This is a genomic window from Arcobacter defluvii, from assembly GCF_013201725.1.
Classification (GTDB): Bacteria; Campylobacterota; Campylobacteria; order Campylobacterales; family Arcobacteraceae; genus Aliarcobacter; species Aliarcobacter defluvii.
Genome location: NZ_CP053835.1, coordinates 503066 through 523082 on the forward strand (window position 1 = coordinate 503066; position 20017 = coordinate 523082).

General features: G+C 26.7%; 17 protein-coding genes. 16 read left to right on the forward strand and 1 reads right to left on the reverse strand.

Annotated elements, in window-relative coordinates; all coding sequences use genetic code 11:
• Window positions 1–3 precede the first annotated feature (3 nt).
• The 7 genes from ADFLV_RS02630 to ADFLV_RS02660 all read left to right on the forward strand — a co-directional run bounded on the left by ADFLV_RS02630 (window position 4) and on the right by ADFLV_RS02660 (window position 8486).
• The gene (locus ADFLV_RS02630) at window positions 4–903 is read left to right on the forward strand and encodes a polyprenyl synthetase family protein (protein ID WP_129010410.1); all 900 of its coding nucleotides are present in this window, start codon (window positions 4–6) and stop codon (window positions 901–903) included.
• Window positions 903–2201, forward strand: coding sequence for a glutamyl-tRNA reductase (gene hemA / locus ADFLV_RS02635; RefSeq protein ID WP_129010411.1), 1299 nt, complete (start codon window positions 903–905; stop codon window positions 2199–2201). Before ADFLV_RS02630 ends, hemA begins: the two co-directional genes overlap by 1 nt.
• Window positions 2202–2229: 28 nt before the next feature.
• Window positions 2230–3951 carry a proline--tRNA ligase gene (locus ADFLV_RS02640; RefSeq protein WP_129010412.1) on the forward strand — a complete coding sequence of 574 codons (1722 nt, stop codon included), beginning with the start codon at window positions 2230–2232 and terminating at the stop codon, window positions 3949–3951.
• A gap of 20 nt (window positions 3952–3971) precedes the next feature.
• Window positions 3972–4832 carry a mechanosensitive ion channel family protein gene (locus ADFLV_RS02645; RefSeq protein WP_014473237.1) on the forward strand — a complete coding sequence of 287 codons (861 nt, stop codon included), beginning with the start codon at window positions 3972–3974 and terminating at the stop codon, window positions 4830–4832.
• Window positions 4807–6204, forward strand: a complete 1398-nt coding sequence (locus ADFLV_RS02650; protein WP_129010413.1) for a CCA tRNA nucleotidyltransferase — start codon at window positions 4807–4809, stop codon at window positions 6202–6204. Before ADFLV_RS02645 ends, ADFLV_RS02650 begins: the two co-directional genes overlap by 26 nt.
• Before the next feature lie 70 nt (window positions 6205–6274).
• The gene (locus ADFLV_RS02655) at window positions 6275–6712 is read left to right on the forward strand and encodes a DUF3015 family protein (RefSeq protein ID WP_129010414.1); all 438 of its coding nucleotides are present in this window, start codon (window positions 6275–6277) and stop codon (window positions 6710–6712) included.
• Entirely contained in the window at window positions 6687–8486 is a 1800-nt protein-coding gene (locus ADFLV_RS02660; protein ID WP_228712355.1) for an Lnb N-terminal periplasmic domain-containing protein, read from the forward strand. Before ADFLV_RS02655 ends, ADFLV_RS02660 begins: the two co-directional genes overlap by 26 nt.
• On the opposite strand, the gene ADFLV_RS02665 is transcribed toward ADFLV_RS02660, so the two are convergent.
• Window positions 8483–9715: an apolipoprotein N-acyltransferase gene (locus ADFLV_RS02665; protein WP_129010415.1), complete on the reverse strand. Its 1233-nt coding sequence runs from the start codon at window positions 9713–9715 to the stop codon at window positions 8483–8485. The genes ADFLV_RS02660 and ADFLV_RS02665 overlap by 4 nt on opposite strands.
• 28 nt (window positions 9716–9743) lie before the next feature.
• On the opposite strand from ADFLV_RS02665, the gene yajC reads away from it, so the two are divergent.
• The 9 genes from yajC to ADFLV_RS02710 all read left to right on the forward strand — a co-directional run bounded on the left by yajC (window position 9744) and on the right by ADFLV_RS02710 (window position 20015).
• Window positions 9744–10019 (forward strand): preprotein translocase subunit YajC, encoded by a 276-nt coding sequence (yajC, locus tag ADFLV_RS02670; protein WP_014473242.1) that lies wholly within the window; start codon window positions 9744–9746, stop codon window positions 10017–10019.
• Window positions 10020–10098: 79 nt separating this feature from the next.
• Window positions 10099–11664, forward strand: a complete 1566-nt coding sequence (gene secD, locus ADFLV_RS02675; protein ID WP_129010416.1) for a protein translocase subunit SecD — start codon at window positions 10099–10101, stop codon at window positions 11662–11664.
• The gene (secF, locus tag ADFLV_RS02680) at window positions 11664–12632 is read left to right on the forward strand and encodes a protein translocase subunit SecF (protein WP_129010417.1); all 969 of its coding nucleotides are present in this window, start codon (window positions 11664–11666) and stop codon (window positions 12630–12632) included. Before secD ends, secF begins: the two co-directional genes overlap by 1 nt.
• A 184-nt stretch (window positions 12633–12816) precedes the next feature.
• Window positions 12817–13311, forward strand: a complete 495-nt coding sequence (locus tag ADFLV_RS02685; protein ID WP_014473245.1) for a hypothetical protein — start codon at window positions 12817–12819, stop codon at window positions 13309–13311.
• 77 nt (window positions 13312–13388) lie between these two features.
• The gene (locus ADFLV_RS02690; protein WP_014473246.1) at window positions 13389–13733 is read left to right on the forward strand and encodes a DUF6394 family protein; all 345 of its coding nucleotides are present in this window, start codon (window positions 13389–13391) and stop codon (window positions 13731–13733) included.
• Complete coding sequence (leuS, locus tag ADFLV_RS02695; RefSeq protein WP_129010418.1) at window positions 13733–16198, forward strand: leucine--tRNA ligase; 2466 nt, start codon at window positions 13733–13735, stop codon at window positions 16196–16198. The genes ADFLV_RS02690 and leuS overlap by 1 nt, the downstream gene beginning before the upstream one ends.
• An 8-nt stretch (window positions 16199–16206) precedes the next feature.
• Window positions 16207–16731: an LPS assembly lipoprotein LptE gene (gene lptE / locus ADFLV_RS02700; protein WP_129010419.1), complete on the forward strand. Its 525-nt coding sequence runs from the start codon at window positions 16207–16209 to the stop codon at window positions 16729–16731.
• 4 nt (window positions 16732–16735) lie between these two features.
• Window positions 16736–17905 (forward strand): Mur ligase family protein, encoded by a 1170-nt coding sequence (locus tag ADFLV_RS02705; protein WP_228712356.1) that lies wholly within the window; start codon window positions 16736–16738, stop codon window positions 17903–17905.
• Window positions 17892–20015, forward strand: a complete 2124-nt coding sequence (locus ADFLV_RS02710) for a DEAD/DEAH box helicase (protein WP_129010421.1) — start codon at window positions 17892–17894, stop codon at window positions 20013–20015. Before ADFLV_RS02705 ends, ADFLV_RS02710 begins: the two co-directional genes overlap by 14 nt.
• Window positions 20016–20017 lie beyond the last annotated feature (2 nt).

Sequence of the window (20017 nt, forward strand, 5' to 3'; positions counted from 1 at the left end):
GACGTGGAAGAATTAGAACAAGTTAAAAATCAGATAAAAGAGTTTGTAAAAGTTTGTAATCATCAAAAAAGTTTAGAACTTTTAGATAAATTAGCAACAGGTAAGATGTTGCGTTCTAAACTTATACTTAAAATTGCAGGAGTAAGTGAAGAAAGTGTTAGACTTTGTGCAATTGTAGAAATGATTCATGCAGCATCACTTTTACATGATGATGTTATTGATGAAGCAGATACTAGACGTGGAAAACCAAGTGTAAATGCACTTTATGATAATAAAACTTCTATAATGTTTGGAGATATTTTATACTCACGTGCATTTACTGAACTTTCACAAATGGATAAAAGAATCGCATATACAATCTCAAATGCTGTAACACTTTTAAGTATTGGTGAGATGATGGATGTAGATTTAACTGAAAACTTCAATACTTCTTATGATTTATATCTTGATATGATTTATAAAAAAACAGCTTCTTTAATAGAAGCAAGTGCGAAAGCAGCTGCAATATTAGCTGGACTTGATGAAAATAAATATGCACTTTATGGTAAAAATCTTGGACTTGCATTTCAAATGGTAGATGATATTTTAGATATTACACAAGATAGTGCAACTTTAGGAAAACCAGCAATGCTTGATTTTGTTGAAGGGAAAGTAACTATTCCATATTTATTTTTATATGAAAGAGTTGAAGATAAAACTAAACTTGCTTCATTATATAAAAAAGAGTTAAGTGCAGAAGAGAGTGCTTGGATTAAAGAACAAATGAAAATAACAAAAGCTTTAGAAGATTCTATCTTACAAGCTAAAGAGATTGGAAATGAAGCAATTAGTGCTGTAATAGATGAAAAAGATAGCCAAACTCTTGTTATGATAATGAAAGCAATGATTGAAAGAGAGTTTTAATGAGTTACTTAATAATTAGTTTTTCTCATAAAAATATAGATATTAAAATGAGAGAAAAACTGGCTTTTAATAGTGATGAAGATAAAGATAGATTTATAAAACAACTTATAGAAAATGAAGCTACAAAAGAGGTAGTTTTATTATCAACTTGTAATAGAGTTGAAATAATCACTAGATCTTCAAATGTAAAACAAAGTGCTAGAAATATTATAGAAAAATTAGCAAGTTATTCTGGGCTTGATTTTGAACTTTTATATGATAGAGCTGATATTTATGATAATGACGGAGCAGTTCATCATCTATTTTCAGTGGCTTCTGCACTTGATTCACTTGTAATTGGTGAGACACAAATTGTTGGACAATTAAAAGATGCTTTTAGATTTTCTCAAGCAAAAGGTTATTGTGGCTCAAATATAACAAGAGTTATGCACTATGCTTTTAAATGTGCTGCACAAGTAAGAAATGCAACAAGTTTAGGAACAGGTTCTGTTTCTGTTGCTTCAACAGCAGTTGCAAAAGCAAAAGATATTATTGGAAATACAAAAGGTATTAAAGCTTTAGTAATTGGTGCAGGTGAGATGAGTGAGCTTACAGTTAAACATCTTATTTCATCAGGTTTTGATGTAACAATAATAAGTAGAGATACAAAAAAAGCTCAAAATTTAGCAACCACATTTGAAGTTCATGTAAATGTTGAACCTTATAATGAATTATCAAACCTACTTGAAAAAATACCAGTTATGATAACAGCAACTTCTGCACCTTATCCAATAATTACAAAAGATAATGCTCCAAATTCAAGTATAAATAGATATTGGTTTGATATTGCAGTTCCTAGAGATATAGATGAAGATATATCTATGCCAAATTTAGAAATTTATTCGGTTGATGATTTACAAGATATTGTAAATGAAAATATGAGTTTAAGAGCAGAACAAGCAAAAACAGCTTATGGAATAGTAAGTCGTATGTCGTTAGAGTTTTTTGAATGGCTTAAATCACTTGAAATTGAGCCAATAGTAAAAAATCTTTATGTAAAAGGTAATGATATTATCGATAAAAAAATAAAAAAAGCAATAAAAAAAGGCTTTATAAATTCTAGTGATGAAGAAAATATTAGAAAACTTTGTCAAACTGTAATAACTGAATATTTACATCAACCATCAAAACAACTAAAAGATATTTCAAAAAATATGGAATGTGATTTAGTTGTAGGAACAGTTCAAAATATGTTTGGATTTAATAATGATTCAAATATTGCAACTAAATATAAATGCGACCATTTAGCAAAAAATTAGAAATAAATTAAATACAGGAAAATAATCAATGAAATTTAGTAAAATGTTTATTCCAACAACAAAAGAGACACCAAATGATGCAACATTACCATCTCATCAATATTTAGTAAGAGGTGGATTTATTGCTCAAACTGGAGCTGGAATTTATGATTTTATGCCTTTAGGAAAAATTGTTTTAGAAAAAATCAGAGCAATTGTAAAAGAAGAGATGGATGAAGCTGGTGCAAACGAAGTTCAATTTGGTTTTGTAACACCTTTATCATTATGGCAAGAATCAGGGCGAGCTACAACTATGGGAGCAGAAATGCTTCGATTTAAAGATAGAAAAAATGGTGAGTTTGTGTTAAGTCCAACAAATGAAGAAGCTGTTGTAAATATGGTAAAAAATAGAATCACTTCATACAAAGATTTACCAGTTCATCTTTATCAAATAAATACAAAATTTAGAGATGAAGCAAGACCTAGATTTGGGCTTATGAGAGGAAGAGAGTTCTTGATGAAAGATGGATACTCTTTCCATTCAAGTGAAGAGGATTTGGTTCGAGAATTTAATCTTATGGAAGCAACTTATAAAAAAATTTATACAAAATTAGGTTTAGATTTTAGAGTAGTTGCAGCTGATTCAGGAGCAATTGGTGGAAGTGGTTCAAAAGAGTTTCACGTAATTGCAGATTCAGGTGAAGATACGATTGTTATTTGTGATTCTTGTGATTATGGTGCAAATATTGAAGCAGCGAATCGAAAACCAAGACATTTTACAGCTTGGTTTGAAAATACAAACACACCAGCTTCAATGGAAAAAGTTTTAACACAAGATTTAAAAACTATTGAAGAAGTTTCAAATTTCTTAAGTATCTCAAAAGCTCAAACAATCAAAGCAGTTATTAAAAGAGCAATTTTTGAAGAAAAAACTCAAATAGTTGTATTTTTTGTAAGAGGTGATGATGAGCTTGAGGAAACAAAAGCTTGTAATGCAGTTAACGCTTTAGAATTAACTGACGCAACAGAAGATGATATAAAAGAAGCTGGATTAGTTGTTGGTTATTGTGGACCATTTAATCTTCCATCAAATATAAATTTCTTTGTTGATTTAGAAATAAAAGATGAGATAGGACTTGCATGTGGAGCTAATGAGGAGCACTATCACTTAATAAATACAGATTTATCAACTTTAAAAGATGTAAAATATTTTGATTTAGTAGCTGTTCAAGAAGGTGACATATGTGCTTGTTGTGGTGGAAAACTTTCATACACTAAAGGAATTGAAGCAGGGCATATTTTCCAACTTGGAACTAAATATTCAGCTGCTATGAATGCAAACTTTTTAGATGAAAATGGAAAAGCAAAACCATTTGTTATGGGATGTTATGGAATTGGAGTTTCAAGATTAGTTGCAGCTGTAATTGAACAAAATCATGATGAAAAAGGTTGTATTTGGACAAAAGCTACAACTCCATTTATGGTAGATATTATTGTTTCAAACTCTAAAAAAGAGGATGAAGCGCAAGTTGGTGAAGAACTTTATGCTAAATTAAAACACGCTGGAATTAGCACAATTTTAGATGATAGAATAAATGCCAGATTTGGTTTTAAAATGAGTGATTTTGAACTTTTAGGTTTCCCATATGCAGTTGTAATTGGTAAAAAATTAGCTGAAGGTTTTGTAGAAATCGTAGATAGAAAAACATTAGAAAAAATCGATGTTAAAGTTGAAGATGTTTTAGGAAAAATAGTAGAACTAACTAAATAATTAAGTATTAAGGAGTTATTTTGGAAAAAGAATTAGAAAAGAATATTGAAACTATTACAAAAGATATTAGTTCATATATTCCAGATAATATAGTAGAAATTATTGGTGGATATGCATTTTCTTTATTAATGGCATTATTAATTTTTGTTATAGGAAAATGGTTTGTAAATAAAATAGTATCTTTACTTGGAAAAGTTCTAAGAAAAGTTAATGGTATGGATGAAACTTTAGTTAGATTTCTAGAAAATATTGTTTATTATGTACTTTTAATCGTTGTAATTCTTACAGCACTTGGAAAATTGGGAGTTGAAACAACTTCATTCTTAGCTATTTTAGGAGCTGCTGGTTTAGCTGTTGGTTTAGCATTAAAAGATTCTCTTGGAAATTTTGCTTCAGGGGTTATGATAATTTTATTTAAACCTTTTAAAGTTGGTGATTTAGTTACAGCAGCTGGAGTTACAGGAAGTGTAAGTGAAGTTGGAATTTTTAATTCAGTTTTTATAACTGCTGATAATCAAAAAATTATAGTTCCAAATGGTGCAATAACAAGTGGAACAATCACAAATGTAAATGCTTTTGATACAAGAAGAGTTGATTTGATTGTTGGAATTTCATATGATGATGATATTAAAAAAGCAAAAGATATTTTAACTTCTATTATCTCTTCAAATGAAAAAGTAATACTAGATAAAGGAATTACAGTTGCAGTTTCAGAATTAGCTGATTCTTCAGTTAATTTTGTAGTTCGAGCTTGGACAAAAACACCTGATTATTGGGATGTAAAATTTGGATTAACTGAAACTATTAAAACAACATTTGATAAAGAAGGAATTTCTATTCCTTATCCGCAACAAGATGTTCACCACTACAACAAAGATTAATATACCTAAAATCTTAAGTGATATATTAGTAAGTTTACAAGAATTAGGAGCTAGACCAATTCTTGTAGGTGGTTGTGTACGTGATTATTTTTTAAATAAAGAAGTTAAAGATTTTGATATAGAAATCTTTGATTTTAACTCACTTGAAGAAATTGAAAAATCTTTAAAAAAATTTGGAAATGTTAAACTTGTTGGAAAATCTTTTGGTGTTTTAACATTAAAAGTTGATGGATATGATTTTGATTTTGCACTTCCAAGAATTGAAAAAAAAGTTGGAAACTCTCATACTGATTTTGAAGTTATTACAAATTCAAATTTGAGTTTTGAAGAAGCAGCAATACGAAGAGATTTTACAATAAATGCAATTGGTTATGATTATTTTAAAGATGAATTTATTGACCCTTTTAATGGAATCGATGATTTAAAAAACAAAATTTTAAAACATATAAATGAAAAAACTTTTGTTGAAGATAGTTTAAGGGTTTATCGAGCAGTTCAGTTCGCAGCAAGATTTGAATTTAATCTTGATAAAAAAACAAAAAAATTATGCAAAAAAATAGTTTTAAGTGATGAACTTTTGTATTTACCAAAAGAGAGAGTTTATGAAGAGTTCAAAAAATTATTTTTAAAATCTTCTAAACCATCAATTGGATTTGAACTTCTCCATGAATTAGGTATTCTAAAATATTTTCCTGAATTAGAAGTTTTGATAGGCTGTGAACAAGATCCAATTTATCATCCTGAAGGTGATGTTTGGATTCATACTTTAATGTGTTTAGATGAATTAGTAGAAATTATAGAAGAGAAAAAAGTAACTAATGAGTATAAAAAACTATGTCTTTTTTATGCTATTTTGTGTCATGATTTAGGAAAACCTTTTTCTACAAAAGAGATAAATGGAAAAATAACTTCATATAAACATGAATCTTTAGGAATCAAACCAACTATATCTTTATTATCTAGATTAACAAATGAAAAAAAATTTGTAGATATTGTTTGTTCTTTAGTCAAAAATCATTTAGCTCCATTTCAATTATATTTAGCAGAGAGCTCATTAAAAGCTATAAAAAGGCTATCTTTGAAAGTTAATATTGAAGATTTATGTTTAGTTTGTCTTGCTGATTGTTTGGGAAGAGATATAGAAAATAAAAATAAATGTTTTGAAGCTACAAATTGGCTATTGGCTCAAGCAAAAGAGTTAGATATAGAAAATAAAGCTATTGTTCCATTAATTCTTGGAAGAGATTTAATAGCTTTAGGTTTTAAACCATCAAAAAAATTTAAAGAGATTTTGGAGTTTGCCTTTGATTTACAACTTGATTTTCATTTATCAAAAGAAGAAATTATAAATAAAATAATGCTAAAGTATTAAAATAGTTATTTTTTTAAGTCCATATTTACTATAAACATAATAAAATCAAGCAAATTTTTAAGGAGATGAAATGAAAAAAATTATTGGTTTAATAGCTGCACTTGGTTTAACAGCTTCAGTTTATGCAAATGAAAATACAGGATGTGGACTTGGTTCTTTAGTTATTAAAAATCAAAACACAGTAGTATTACAGGTATTAGCTGCAACTACAAATGGAACTTCAGGTAACCAAACTTTTGGTATTACAAGTGGTACTTCAAATTGTGATAAACCTTCAAACTTTGTATCAAATGATAAATTAAATAAATTTGTTGCTGAAAATATGGACGAATTAGCTTTAGATATTTCAGCTGGTCATGGTGAAACTTTACAAACAGTTGCAAAATTAATGAATGTAGAAAATACAGATGCATTTTCTGCTAAATTACAAGCAAACTTTTCAAATATTTATTCAAACCAAGATGTAACTTCAGCAAACGTTATTGACTCAATTGCTAAATATATGTAATCTTTTTAATAGAAAGTTTAAGTATTTAATACTTAGCTTTCTATTTTGCACTTATTCTTATTCTTCTGAATTAAATGCTTTTGTTGAACAAACAAAACTTTATGAAAATCCTTATTGGGCAAAATTATTACATTATCGAAATGGTGAAAGTGAAATAGATTCAACTAACTTTTTTATATCAAAAAATGGAAAATATGATTTAAAAGAAGAGTTATTTGAGACTATTACTTCCTTAAAAAATGGAACAAATAATGTTTTATGTAGATTTCCATTAAGAGTAAAATGGTTAAAACAAAATCTTCCTGATTTAAAGATTGCAGAGTATTCTTGTGAAGAGTTAGATAAATTTATAACTTCAATAGATGCAAAATCTATAACAATGGTTTTCCCAACTGCTCATATAAATTCACCTGCTTCTATGTATGGACATACTTTTATAAGAATTAGTTCTGATGAAAAAACTCCACTTATTTCAAATGCAGTAAATTATGCTGCTGCAACAACAGATACAAATGGTTTGATTTTTGCTTATAAAGGTTTGTTTGGTGAATATGAAGGAAGATATTCAATTTTGCCTTATTATGAAAAAATCAAAGAATATAACAACCTTGAACAAAGAGATATTTGGGAATATGATTTAGATTTAAATCAAGAAGAAATAGATAGATTAGTTTTACATACTTATGAGTTGAAAGATTCATATTCTGATTATTTTTTCTTTAAAGAAAATTGTTCATATAATGTTTTATGGCTTTTAGAAGTAGCAAGGCCAAGTTTGGATTTAGTTAGTCAATTTGATTTTAAAACAGTTCCTCTTGATTCTATTAAAGTTTTACAAAAATATGATTTGATTAAAAACACAAACTTTAGATACTCATCAATGAGAAAAATGAAATTTATTTTAAATGAAAAGATACAAAATAAAGAGTATTTAAAAGATTTTGTTTATAAAAATGAAGCTTTAGATGACTCATTAAGCACTGAAGATAAAATCTCTTATTTGGATTTTAAAATTTCTTATTTACAGTATCAAAGAGCAAATAATGAGTATGAAAAGGATGAATATTTAAAAAAATATTTAAAACTTTTAAAACAAAGAAGTTCTTACAAACAAGCTTCAACTTATGATATAAAAACTCCTTTTGACCCACTTTATTCACATGATTCAGCAAGATTCTCTTTTTTTTATAATAGTAATGATAGTTTTGAACTTTCTGCAAAACCAGTTTACAATGACATCTATGACATAAGTGATGGTTATTTACAAGGTGCATATATTGATTTCTTTGATTTAAATATTAAAAAAGAGAAAAATGAAAATGCAAGATTAGATAGATTCACTCTTTTAAAAATAAAATCACTTGCTCCTCAAGATTTATTTTTTAAACCAATATCATGGGGAATAGATGTTGGTTATGAGCAATTTAAACAAAGAAGTGATTATTTAAAAGTAAAACCAGAAGTTGGTGTTACTTTTGGCGAGAACAAAGATTTTATATATTTGATGTTAGGTTCAAATTTATATTATAAAAATAGTGAGCAATTATATTCTATTGGTTCAACTATTGGTGCTGTTACAAATAGATTTGATAATATAAAGCTAGGGATAAATTATAGTTATGATAAATATAATAAAGATTTAGAAAATAATCTATTTGAAGTTTTTTCAACATATAAACTTGATAGAAATTTAGCTTTAAATATTAGATATATAAATGATGATTTAAATGAAAAAGAGGATATTTTAAAAGTAGGAGTTTCCTACTACTTTTAAGGTCTATAAATTCTATTAGGACTTCCATTTACTTCATGGAATATTGTAATTCCATATTTTTTAGAATAATATTTAAAAAGTAAATGTTGAAGGGTCGGTTCAATTGATGGCGTAAACCAAGCATTGTTTGATATAACTATCATATATCTTGTATCTTTTATATCTTCAAATATTTTATCTGTTGTTCCTTCATAGCAAATAGCATTTCTAAATTTTTCACCTTTTATTATAAAATCAGTAGGTTTTGATGCTTTTGAGTAATCTTGTGCACCATTGTAGAATACTTTATTTATAAAATCAACTAAAAATTTAGGAAAAGGTATCTCCTCACCAAAAGGAACTAATACGACTTTTTTAGCAATTTGAATTTCACCTTTACTGAAAAAATATGAAGCATTAAATATTTGGTCATCTTCAACATATAAAGCGCCAGTTATAATATCTATATCATTAGAAAAATCTTTTAATCTTTCTAATATCTCAGCATTTCTATTTAAAACTGTTGTGAAAGCTGTTTCTGGTAAAAGTATTAAATCTTTTTTCATTTCAACAGCTTTTGCAATTTCCTCAAAATTCTTTTCATGTAAAGTAGTTCTATACTCTTTTTGCCATTTTAGGTTTTGTTCTACATTCATTTGAGGCATATAAATTTTTGCAATAGGATTATCAATATACTCACCTTTTTCAAAAGATAATGTAAATAGTAAAGGTATTAATGCAATAATTTTGTGTTTCTTTAGTTTAATTATTAGATAAAAAGAAAAAAGTATTAAAGCAAAATCAGTTTTTGAAATTCCAATATATGAATCAATAAATAAAAGTTCGAATTTCATCCAATTGAAACCTAAAGGAGCAAAAAAAGTAAATGCAAATATCATTGCAATTCTAATAGTTAATCTATCATAAAAAGCAAAAAGATAAAAAATTATTGCATAAACTAAACCAATTCCAATTAATAAAATAGGTGCAATATAAGTTAAGTCGTAGTATTGCAAGCTAACAGCCATCCAATTACACCATAATATTCCAGTTAAAAATCCTGTAATTAATAAAGAACGTTTTGGAATTATCAATAAAAAATAAATAGCAAATAATCCTAAAAAGGTGTTCAGAATTTTATATTCAATATTAAAATAACTTAAGTAAATGAAAGAACTCAATAAAATAGAAGTAATCAAGCCTTTTATTATAAAGTTTTTGTTAGAATAATCGCGTTTTAGTAAAAACATAATAAACTACTTTTAAAAAGGAAATTTGATGGAAGGTTCAAGTACAGATTTAATAAGCTCATTGTTACCCTTAGTTGCATTATTTGCAATTTTCTACTTTTTAATTATCAGACCACAACAAAAACAAGCGAAAGCTCATAAAGAGATGGTTTCTAATTTAAAAAAAGGTGATAAGATTGTAACAAATGGTGGCTTAATCGTAGAAGTTGTTAAAGTAGAAGATACATATTTTCTAGTAAAAAATAACGATGGAACTGAAATGAAGCTTGTTAGAGAGTTTGTTGCAAAACTTTTAGAAGACTAAAATTTTTCAAATATTTAAGATATGTATTTTTACATATCTTATTCTCAAAATTTCTAAAACCCTAATTTAAGGAAAAGAATTGAAAATCTTTAATTATAGACTCGTAATATTTATACTTAGTATTATTTTTGGTATTGTTTTTTCAATTCCATCATTATTACAAACAGATACAGGAAAAAAAATCTCTTTAGGACTTGACCTTCAAGGTGGATTACACATGCTTTTGGGTGTAAATACACATGAAGCTGTAACTTCAAAAATAAAAACAGTTGCAACTTCTATTAAATATTTTTCTGATGATGAAGAACTTTTAATTGATGGTTTATCAATTGAAAATGATAGTGTTGTTTTTACTGTTTTAGATGCAGATGAAATGCCTAAAATGGATGAAATGTTAAAACAGATAAAAGGTTTAGATATTTCAAAAGAAGATTTAAAATATACATTAAAACTAACTGCTGAAGATATTGCAAAAACAAAAGATTTATCAGTTGCTCAAGCAGTCGAAACTATAAGAAATAGACTTGATCAATTTGGTTTATCTGAACCAACAGTTGTAAGACAAGGTCAAACTGATATAGTAGTTGAACTTCCTGGAATAAAAACACAAGAAGATGAAAAAGCAGCACGTGAACTTATTTCAAAACCTGCAAATTTAGAATTAATGGCAGTTGACGAAGAAAGGGCTGATCAAGTTTATACTATGACTTCATCTCAAGCAGCAGCTTATGGTGACGTGATTTTAGAAGATACAAATAATGATAAAGTTAAATATCTTGTAAAAGAGATTCCTATTTTAAATGGAAGTCAAGTAGTTGATGCACAAGTAGGATTTGATCAATCAAATCAACCAATTATTAATTTTACATTAAACTCAACTGGAGCTAGAATTTTTGGTGAATTTACAGGTAAAAATGTAGGAAAAAGATTAGCTGTAGTTTTAGATGGTAAAGTTTATTCTGCTCCAAATATAAGAGAAAGAATTGGTGGTGGAAGTGGACAAATTTCTGGTGGATTTACAATGATTGAAGCTGGAAATATTGCAATTGCACTAAGAAGTGGAGCTCTTCCTGCAACTGTAACATTACTTGAAAAAAGAAGTGTAGGACCATCTTTAGGAGCTGATTCAATTCAAGCATCAATGATTGCACTTATTTCTGGGTTCTCTTTAGTATTTATTTTTATGGTTATTTATTATAGACGTGCAGGTGTTATTGCAAATATTGCTTTAATTACAAATGTTTTTATAATAATTGCAGTAATGGCAATGTTTGGAGCAACTTTAACGCTTCCAGGAATGGCAGGTATTGTTCTTACAGTTGGTATGGCAGTTGATGCAAATGTTATTATTACTGAAAGAATTAGAGAATTAATAAGAGAAGGTAGTTCAATACCAAAAGCAATAGAAGATGGTTATTCAAACGCAATGAGAGCAATTTTAGATGCAAATATAACTACACTTTTAGTTGCAGTTCTTTTATATGCTTATGGTACAGGACCAATAAAAGGATTTGCTATTACTATTTCTATTGGTATTTTAGCTTCAATGTTAACAGCAATTTTAGGAACACATGGTATTTATGAAGCTTTAATGTCAAGAATATCAAGAGATAAAGATAGTAAAAAATGGTTTGGAGTTAAATAATGGAAATTTTTAAAACAAATGTAATATATGATTTTATGGGTAAAAGATTACCTTTTTTAGGTTTGTCTTCTATTTTATTTATTGCTTCAATAGTTTTACTTTTAACAAAAGGCTTAAATTTTGGTATTGATTTTGCAGGTGGTACAATAGTTCAAGTAAAATATGAACAAGCAGCACCAATTGATAAAATTAGAGAGACTTTAAAAACTACAAAATATGGCAATTCGGTAATTACAAAATTTGGAAGTGATGAAGAAGTTATCATTAGAATAACAGGAAGTAGTTCAGATCTAACAAATGATATTGGTGATGAAATGCATAAAATTTTAGTACCAACTGGAAATTTTGAAATTAGAAGAATAGATATGGTTGGAGCTAAAGTCGGTGGTGAATTAAGAGAAAAAGGTTTAATGGCATTATCTTTATCTTTACTTGTAATGTTAATTTATTTATCTGTAAGATTTGAATGGAGATTTGCACTTGCCTCAGTTTTTGCATTGGTACATGATATTACTATTGCAATGGGTGCAATATCTTTATTTAGTGTAGAAGTTAACTTAGATATTTTAGCGGCAATTCTTACTCTTTTAGGATATTCTTTAAATGATACAATTATTGTATTTGATAGAATTAGAGAAGGAATACAAAGTTCTAAAGGTACAGATTTAAAAGGGATAATAAATGAATCTGTTAGTAAAACTTTATCAAGAACAACATTAACTTCTTTAACTACTTTATTTGTTGTTGCAACATTGTATTTCTTTGGTGGAGAAATAATAAGTGGGTTTTCATTTACTTTACTTGTAGGAATTATTGTAGGAACGTATTCTTCAATATTTATTGCTGCATCATTTTTAGTACAATTAAAATTCTCAGTTGATGATTTTAAAACAAAAGAAGCAGAAAAAGTAAAAAGACAAAAAGAAAAAGAAAAATTAAGAGCTATGTATGAACAAGGTACAGTTTGATAAGTAAGTAGTTTTTAATAAATTATGTTTTTATAAAAGGGGAAGAGTTTTTACTCTTCTCCTTTTTTTTATTAAGTAAAAAATAAAAAATAATTTATAAAAGCTTCTATTCAAGCCTTATTTAAGAAGTAGTTTTGATATAATAAGAATTAAATTAATTAAAAATACTTATAAAGAAGAGATAATGGAAGAAGATATTAAAAATAATTCTATATATAAAAATTTAAAATATAAATTTGATTTGATTACATCGAATGGTGGAAAAAGTTGGCTTTTAGCTTTAAATTGGATTTTAGTTTTAGAGTTTTTATCTTCGATTATTGAATATGAATTTTTGGATATATCGAAAAAATATATTGAGTATGTTCCTGATGGATTATTAAAAGAATTATTAGTTGCTCTTATGATAGTTCTTTTTATTTGGTATAGTATATATAACTTTATTTTTATGAAAAAAGAACAATTCTTCGTTTTTACACTTTATTTATCAGTATGTTTTTATCTTTTAGTTACACATGATTTATCTTTTAACCTCCTATTTCATAATTTAAATATTTTAGAAATTTTAAAAGATGGTTTTGGTTTTTATGTAATTATTCAAATATTATTGAAAGTTATAATATTTTATCTTATATATAAAATGATAATTGCTTTAAAAAATAGAAATAAGATTCTTTAACAAAGTTACTATAACAGCATTTTTTTATCATTTTTTAGCTAATATATTTGCCTTAATAAAAAGCAAAAAGGATAAAAATGGATTGGGGTAAAGTAACCTATATTTTCTTTTCACTAATGTCTTTAACTACAACAGCAGGGTTTTTATACGAACCAAATGCTATAGCATTATTTATTGCAGCTGGTGTAAATGTTATTTCAACAATACTTAAACTTGGTGTTAAAAATTTACTTGCAGCAGAATTGCTAGCTAGTTCATTGGTTGCTGATTTACACCTAATTCCAGCCTTTATGGTATTAACATTTACAGATAATTTAGCACTAACAATTTCACTTGCAATTGGTGCAATAGTTGCGAATATTTTTTCAATTGCTTTAGCTTTAATTGAAAGTGCAAAAAGTCAAGACAAGGAAGATTTTTAATGGAATATAATTCAAAAGATATTGAAAAAAAATGGCAAAATTTTTGGAGTGAGAATCAATCTTTTGAGCCAAGTGATGATTTAACAAAAGAAAAAAAATATATTTTAAGTATGTTTCCTTATCCAAGTGGAAGAATACATATGGGACATGTTAGAAATTATTGTTTAGGTGATGCTTTTGCTAGACATTTTAGAAAAAATAATTTCAATGTTTTACACCCAATTGGATGGGATAGTTTTGGAATGCCTGCTGAAAATGCAGCTATAAAACATAAACTTCATCCAAAAAAATGGACTTATGAAAATATAGATTATATGAGAGATGAATTGAAATCTTTAGGATTATCTTTTTCTGAAACTAGAGAATTTGCAACAAGTGATGAACTTTATACAAGATGGGAACAAGAATTTATCATCAAAATGTACGAAGCAGGAATAATCTATAGAAAATCAGCAACAGTAAACTGGTGTCCACATGATTTAACAGTTCTAGCAAATGAACAGCTTGAAGATGGATGCTGTTGGAGATGTGGAACTGAAGTTGTGCAAAAAGAGATGCCTGGATATTATATAGCTATTACAAAATATGCACAAGAATTACTTGATGATTTACAATTATTAAAAAATGATTGGCCTTCTCAAGTTTTAACAATGCAAGAAAATTGGATAGGAAGAAGTGAAGGTTTAGAGTTTAAGTTTGAATTATCAAACGAATCAAAAGCAAAATTAGAAAGATCATTTAGCAAATATTTTGTATTTACAACAAGACCTGATACGATTTATGGAGTTTCTTATTCAGCACTTGCACCAGAACATCCAATTGTAAAATATATAGTTGAAAAAAATCTTTTACCAGAAAATAAAATAAAAGCTATAAAAGATATGCAAAAAATTCCAGAAAGGGATAGAGCAACTCAAGAAAAAGAGGGAGTTTCTTTAGAAATTGATGTTATGCATCCATTAACAGGAGAAAGAATACCTGTTTGGGTTGCAAATTTTGTATTAAGCTCTTATGGTGGTGGTGCTGTTATGGCAGTTCCAGCTCATGATCAAAGAGATTTTGAATTTGCAAAAAAATATAATTTACCAATTAAACAAGTAATAGTTGGAAGTGAAGGAATTATTGAAAATTTAACTGAAGCATTTACAGGTGAAGGTACACTAATTGATAGTGAAAGTTTTACAGGACTTCCTAATACAAAAGCTAAAAAAGCAATAATTTATCATTTTGAACAGAATTCTTCAGGAATTAAACAAATTAACTATAAATTAAGAGATTGGGGAGTTTCAAGACAAAGATATTGGGGAGCTCCAATTCCATTTGTTCATTGTCCTGATTGTGGATTAGTTCCTGAAAAATCTGAAAATCTTCCTATTGCATTACCTGAAGATGTAGAAATTACAGGAGAAGGAAATCCACTTGATTCTCATCCAACATGGAAACATTGTTCTTGTCCAAAATGTGGGAAACCAGCAGTTAGAGAAACAGATACTTTAGATACATTTGTTCAATCATCTTGGTACTTCTTAAGATATGCAACTAATCCAAAAGTTTGGAATGAAGTTGGTATTTCTAAATCTGATAGTGATTATTGGATGGATGTTGACCAATATATTGGTGGAATTGAACATGCAATTTTACATCTTTTATATGCAAGATTTTTTACAAAAGTATTAAATGATTTAGGATATACAAATTCAAGAGAACCTTTTAAAAGATTACTTACTCAAGGAATGGTTCTTAAAGATGGTGCAAAAATGTCTAAATCAAAAGGAAATGTTGTAGATCCTGATTCAATTATTGATAAATATGGTGCTGATACAGCAAGATTATTTATGATGTTTGCAGCTCCTCCAACAAAAGAGTTAGAATGGAATGATAGTGCTGTTGATGGTGCTTATAGATTTATTAAAAAGTTCTTTGAAAGAGCAGAAAATGTAACTGAAAATGGATTGAAAAACTTTAAATCAATAAATCATTCTTCATTAAACAAAGAAGAAAAAGAAGCTAGAAAAAAAGTTTATGAAGCTTTAGTAAAATCAAATGAAGTATTTACAAAAACTTATACATTTAATACTTTAATTGCTTCTTCAATGGAAGCTTTAAATGCACTTCAAGCACAAAAAAATGAAGCTGTTTGGACAGAAGGATATTATATTTTAACAAATATTTTAGAACCAGTTATTCCACATACTTCTTGGGAATTATCAAACGAGTTATTTAAACTTGAGAATTTTGATGGAAAACTTGAAGTTAAAGAAGAAGTATTTAAATTAGAATCTATTGTTTTAGCAGTTACAATTAATGGTAAAAAAAGATGTGAAATCGAAGTTACACCTGATGCTTCAAAAGAAGAGATTTTAGCTCAAGCAAAAATTGCCTCTGCTAAATGGTTAGGTGATTCTGAATTAATTAAAGAAATAGTTGTTCCAAATAAATTGGTTAACTTTGTAATAAAAGGATAATAACAATCATGTATATTTCTAAAAATTTGCTATTTTTTGTTTTTACAATTAGTTTAGCTTTTTTATTTAATGCTTGTGGATACAAACCATCAAGTTATTATGCAAAAAAAGAGATGGATGGAAATGTTTTTGTAAAATTGGATGTTAGTTTAGAAGATCCTAAAAACTCTGTATTAGTAAAAGATGCTGTAAATAAAATTTTAATTCAAAAACTTGATTCAAAATTAGTAAATGATGAAAAAGATGCAGATGTTATTATGAATTTAGGTATTAATTCTGTAAGAATATCTACACTTCAATATGATAAAGAGGGGTATAATAAATTATATAAAGCTGAAGTGGTTATAAAAATAAATTATTATAGAAAAGATGATGGAAAAAGAAAATCATTTACTGTTGATGGAGAGTATGATTTCGCTATTGATAAAGATACAACGATAACAGATACTAATAGATTTGAAGCAATTACAAATGCTTCAAGTAAAGCAGTTGATGAAATATTATCAAAAATAGCAGTTTCATCTTTTAGATAAAATGATGGTTGATTTAAAAAAAGCAAATTTAGAAGAGTTTTTAAAATATAAAACTCTTTATTATGACAAGATAGATTTTACAGTTGTAAAATCTTCTTGGGATAAACTTTCAACTAAAATAAAACTTCCTTTTGTTATTCATATTGTTGGAACAAATGGAAAAGGAAGCACTGGAAGATTCTTATCACATTATTTATATAAAAAAGATTACAAAGTTTTACACTACAGTTCGCCTCATATTTTAAAATTCAATGAAAGAATTTGGATAAATGGAAGTGATGTTAGTGATGAAAATTTGGAACTTGCCCATAAATTTTTACAAGAACTATTTGATATAGAGCTTTTACAAAAATTAACTTATTTTGAATATACAACACTATTGGCTTTTTATTTATCAAAAGATTTTGATTATTTAGTTTTAGAAGCTGGACTTGGTGGAGAATTTGATGCAACAAATGTTGTTCCAAATGATATTTCACTTATAACAACAATAGGACTTGACCATCAAAGTTTTTTAGGAAATACAGTTGAAGAAATTGCAGCTACAAAAATGCGTTCAGTTGATAATAAAATGATTGTAGGTTATCAAGTTTTTGATGAAGTTTCTAAAACTGCTTATAAAGTTAAAGAGCAAATAAAACAACAAAGAAATAGAGATATTGAAATCATTGAAGTTAAAGAGTTTGATAAATACTCTTTAAATGATAAGTTTGCTTCATATTTAAAAAGAAATTTACATTTAGTGATAGCTTGTTTGAATGAGTTGAAAATACCGCTTGACTTAAAACTTTTTGATGATACACCACTTTTTGGAAGATGTCAAAAAATTTTGCCAAATATAACTATTGATGTTGGGCATAATCCACTAGCAGCACAAGTTATCGTAAATGAATTTAAAGATAAAAAAGTAAATCTTATTTATAACTCTTATGGTGATAAAGATTATGAAACAGTTTTAAAAATATTAAAACCTATAATAAAAAAAATAACAATCATAGAACTTAATGATAAAAGAATAGTAAAAAAAGAAGAGTTAGAAAAAGTTATTAAACAATTAAATTTGATGAAAGAAGAAACTATTAAAATAGAAGAAAATGAAGAGTATTTAGTTTTTGGTTCATTTTTAGTTGTTGAAAAATTTTTATCTTTGATTGGTTATGATGGAAACGCTTGAAAAAAGATTAGAAGAACTTTATATTCAAAAAAATAAAATTGAAGAAGAAATTGAACTTTTAAAAGAACAAATTAAAGAAAAAGAAATATTCAAAAATAGAAAAAGAACATTTTCAAAAGATGAAAAAATAGAACTTTTTAAATCTTTATTTGTTTCAAGATTTGATATTTATGCAAAAAAATGGATAAGTAAAGATGGTCTAAAGCAAGGATTTTTCCCTGTTACAAAAACTTTTCAAGGTGAAGATTATCTACCTTTAACTAATTATGAAATTGAAGAGCATTTAAGAGGAAATATTTTTTTAGCTACATATGCAATAAATCAAAAAAATATGTCAAAGTTTGTCGTTTTTGAAATAGCTGATGAAGATAAATTTAAACTTCAAATAACACTAAATTCTTTAAATATAAAAGCTTATTATGAGTTGAGTTCGTATAACTCTTTACTTGTATGGATATTTTTAGAAGAAGAAATTTCTTCTAAAATAGTTTTTAACTTTTCTTTATATATTTTAAAAAAAGCAAATATTAGTGCAAAAACTTATCCAAATAAAGAGTTTGCGACAAAAGAAAATTTAGGAAATTCTCTTGAACTTCCACTCCATTTAAAGCATAGAGATAAAAATAGAACAATTTTTATTGATATGAATACAAATAAAATCTATGAAGATCAATGGAATATTTTAGCAAATGTCTCTAAAGTTTCAAAACAAGTAATAGCTAATTTTGCAGATGTTCCAAGTTCTTCAAGTGTAGAAAAGAACTTAAAGAAGATTGATTTCCCACTTCAAAATATTGAGATGATTTTAGAAGATTATATTTATATTCCAACTTATAATCTATCAAAATCTTTAATTAGTAAATTAAAATCTTTTGCAACTTTTGAAAATCCACAAATAAAAGTGTTATTGAGTTTAAGAAAACCACTTTATAATACTCCAAAATATATAAAATCTTATGAAGAAAATGAAAAATATTTACTTCTTCCTCGAGGATTAAAAGAACAAATTATTGATTTTTTTAATGAAAATGCAGTTTCATTTTCATTTACAGATAAAAGAGTTCTAAATAAAATTGAAACAAAAAAAGTAACTTTTAATTTAAGACCAGAACAAAATGATGCAATAAAAGAGATAAAAAAATCTGATTATTCTATTTGTGTTGCACCTCCTGGCTTTGGAAAAACTTTACTTGGAGCAAAAATATTTGAATTAAGAGCTTGCTCAACGCTTATTATTGTAAACAAAAATATGCTTTTAAATCAGTGGATTGAAAGATTTGTGGATTATTTTGGATACTCTAAAAAGGATATAGGATACTTAGGAAAAGGTCATAATAAATTAAATGGTCAAATTGATGTTGCAACAATGCAAAGTTTAAAGAATGATCCAAAAATTATAGAAAATTACTCTTTTGTGATTGTTGATGAATGTCATCATATTCCAGCACTTACTTTTGAACAAATAATAAAAGCATTTAAAGGTAGATATATTTTAGGACTTAGTGCAACTCCTAATAGAAAAGATGAATTACAACCAATTTTATATCAACAATTAGGTGAAATATCTTATGAATATAAAAAGAAAAGAACTCACACTAATAAACTACAAATAATCAGAACAGAGTTTGTAAGTAATGCTGATAACTATGGAACTATAATAAATGAACTATGTTTGGATGAAAATAGAAATAATTTAATAATTGATGCAATAAAAACTAATATTGAAAGAAAAATTTTAGTTTTAACTGATAGAATAGAACATATAAATATTTTAGAAAATTTATTGCAAAAAAATAATATTGACTATATTTGTGTTCATGGAAGCCAAAATAAAAAAGAACAAGTTGAAAATATGAATTTAGTAAAATCCAAATCTTTGATACTTGCAACCACATCATATTTTGGTGAAGGAATAGATTTTCCACATTTAAATACTATTATGTTTGCCACACCAATCTCTTATTATGGAAGATTAATACAATATTTAGGACGAATTGGACGTGGAAATCAAGAGTGTATAGCAATAGATTTTTTAGATTCAAAAAATGCGATGTTAAATTCAGCCTATAAAAAAAGATTAGAAGGCTATAAACAAATGCATTATAAATAGAT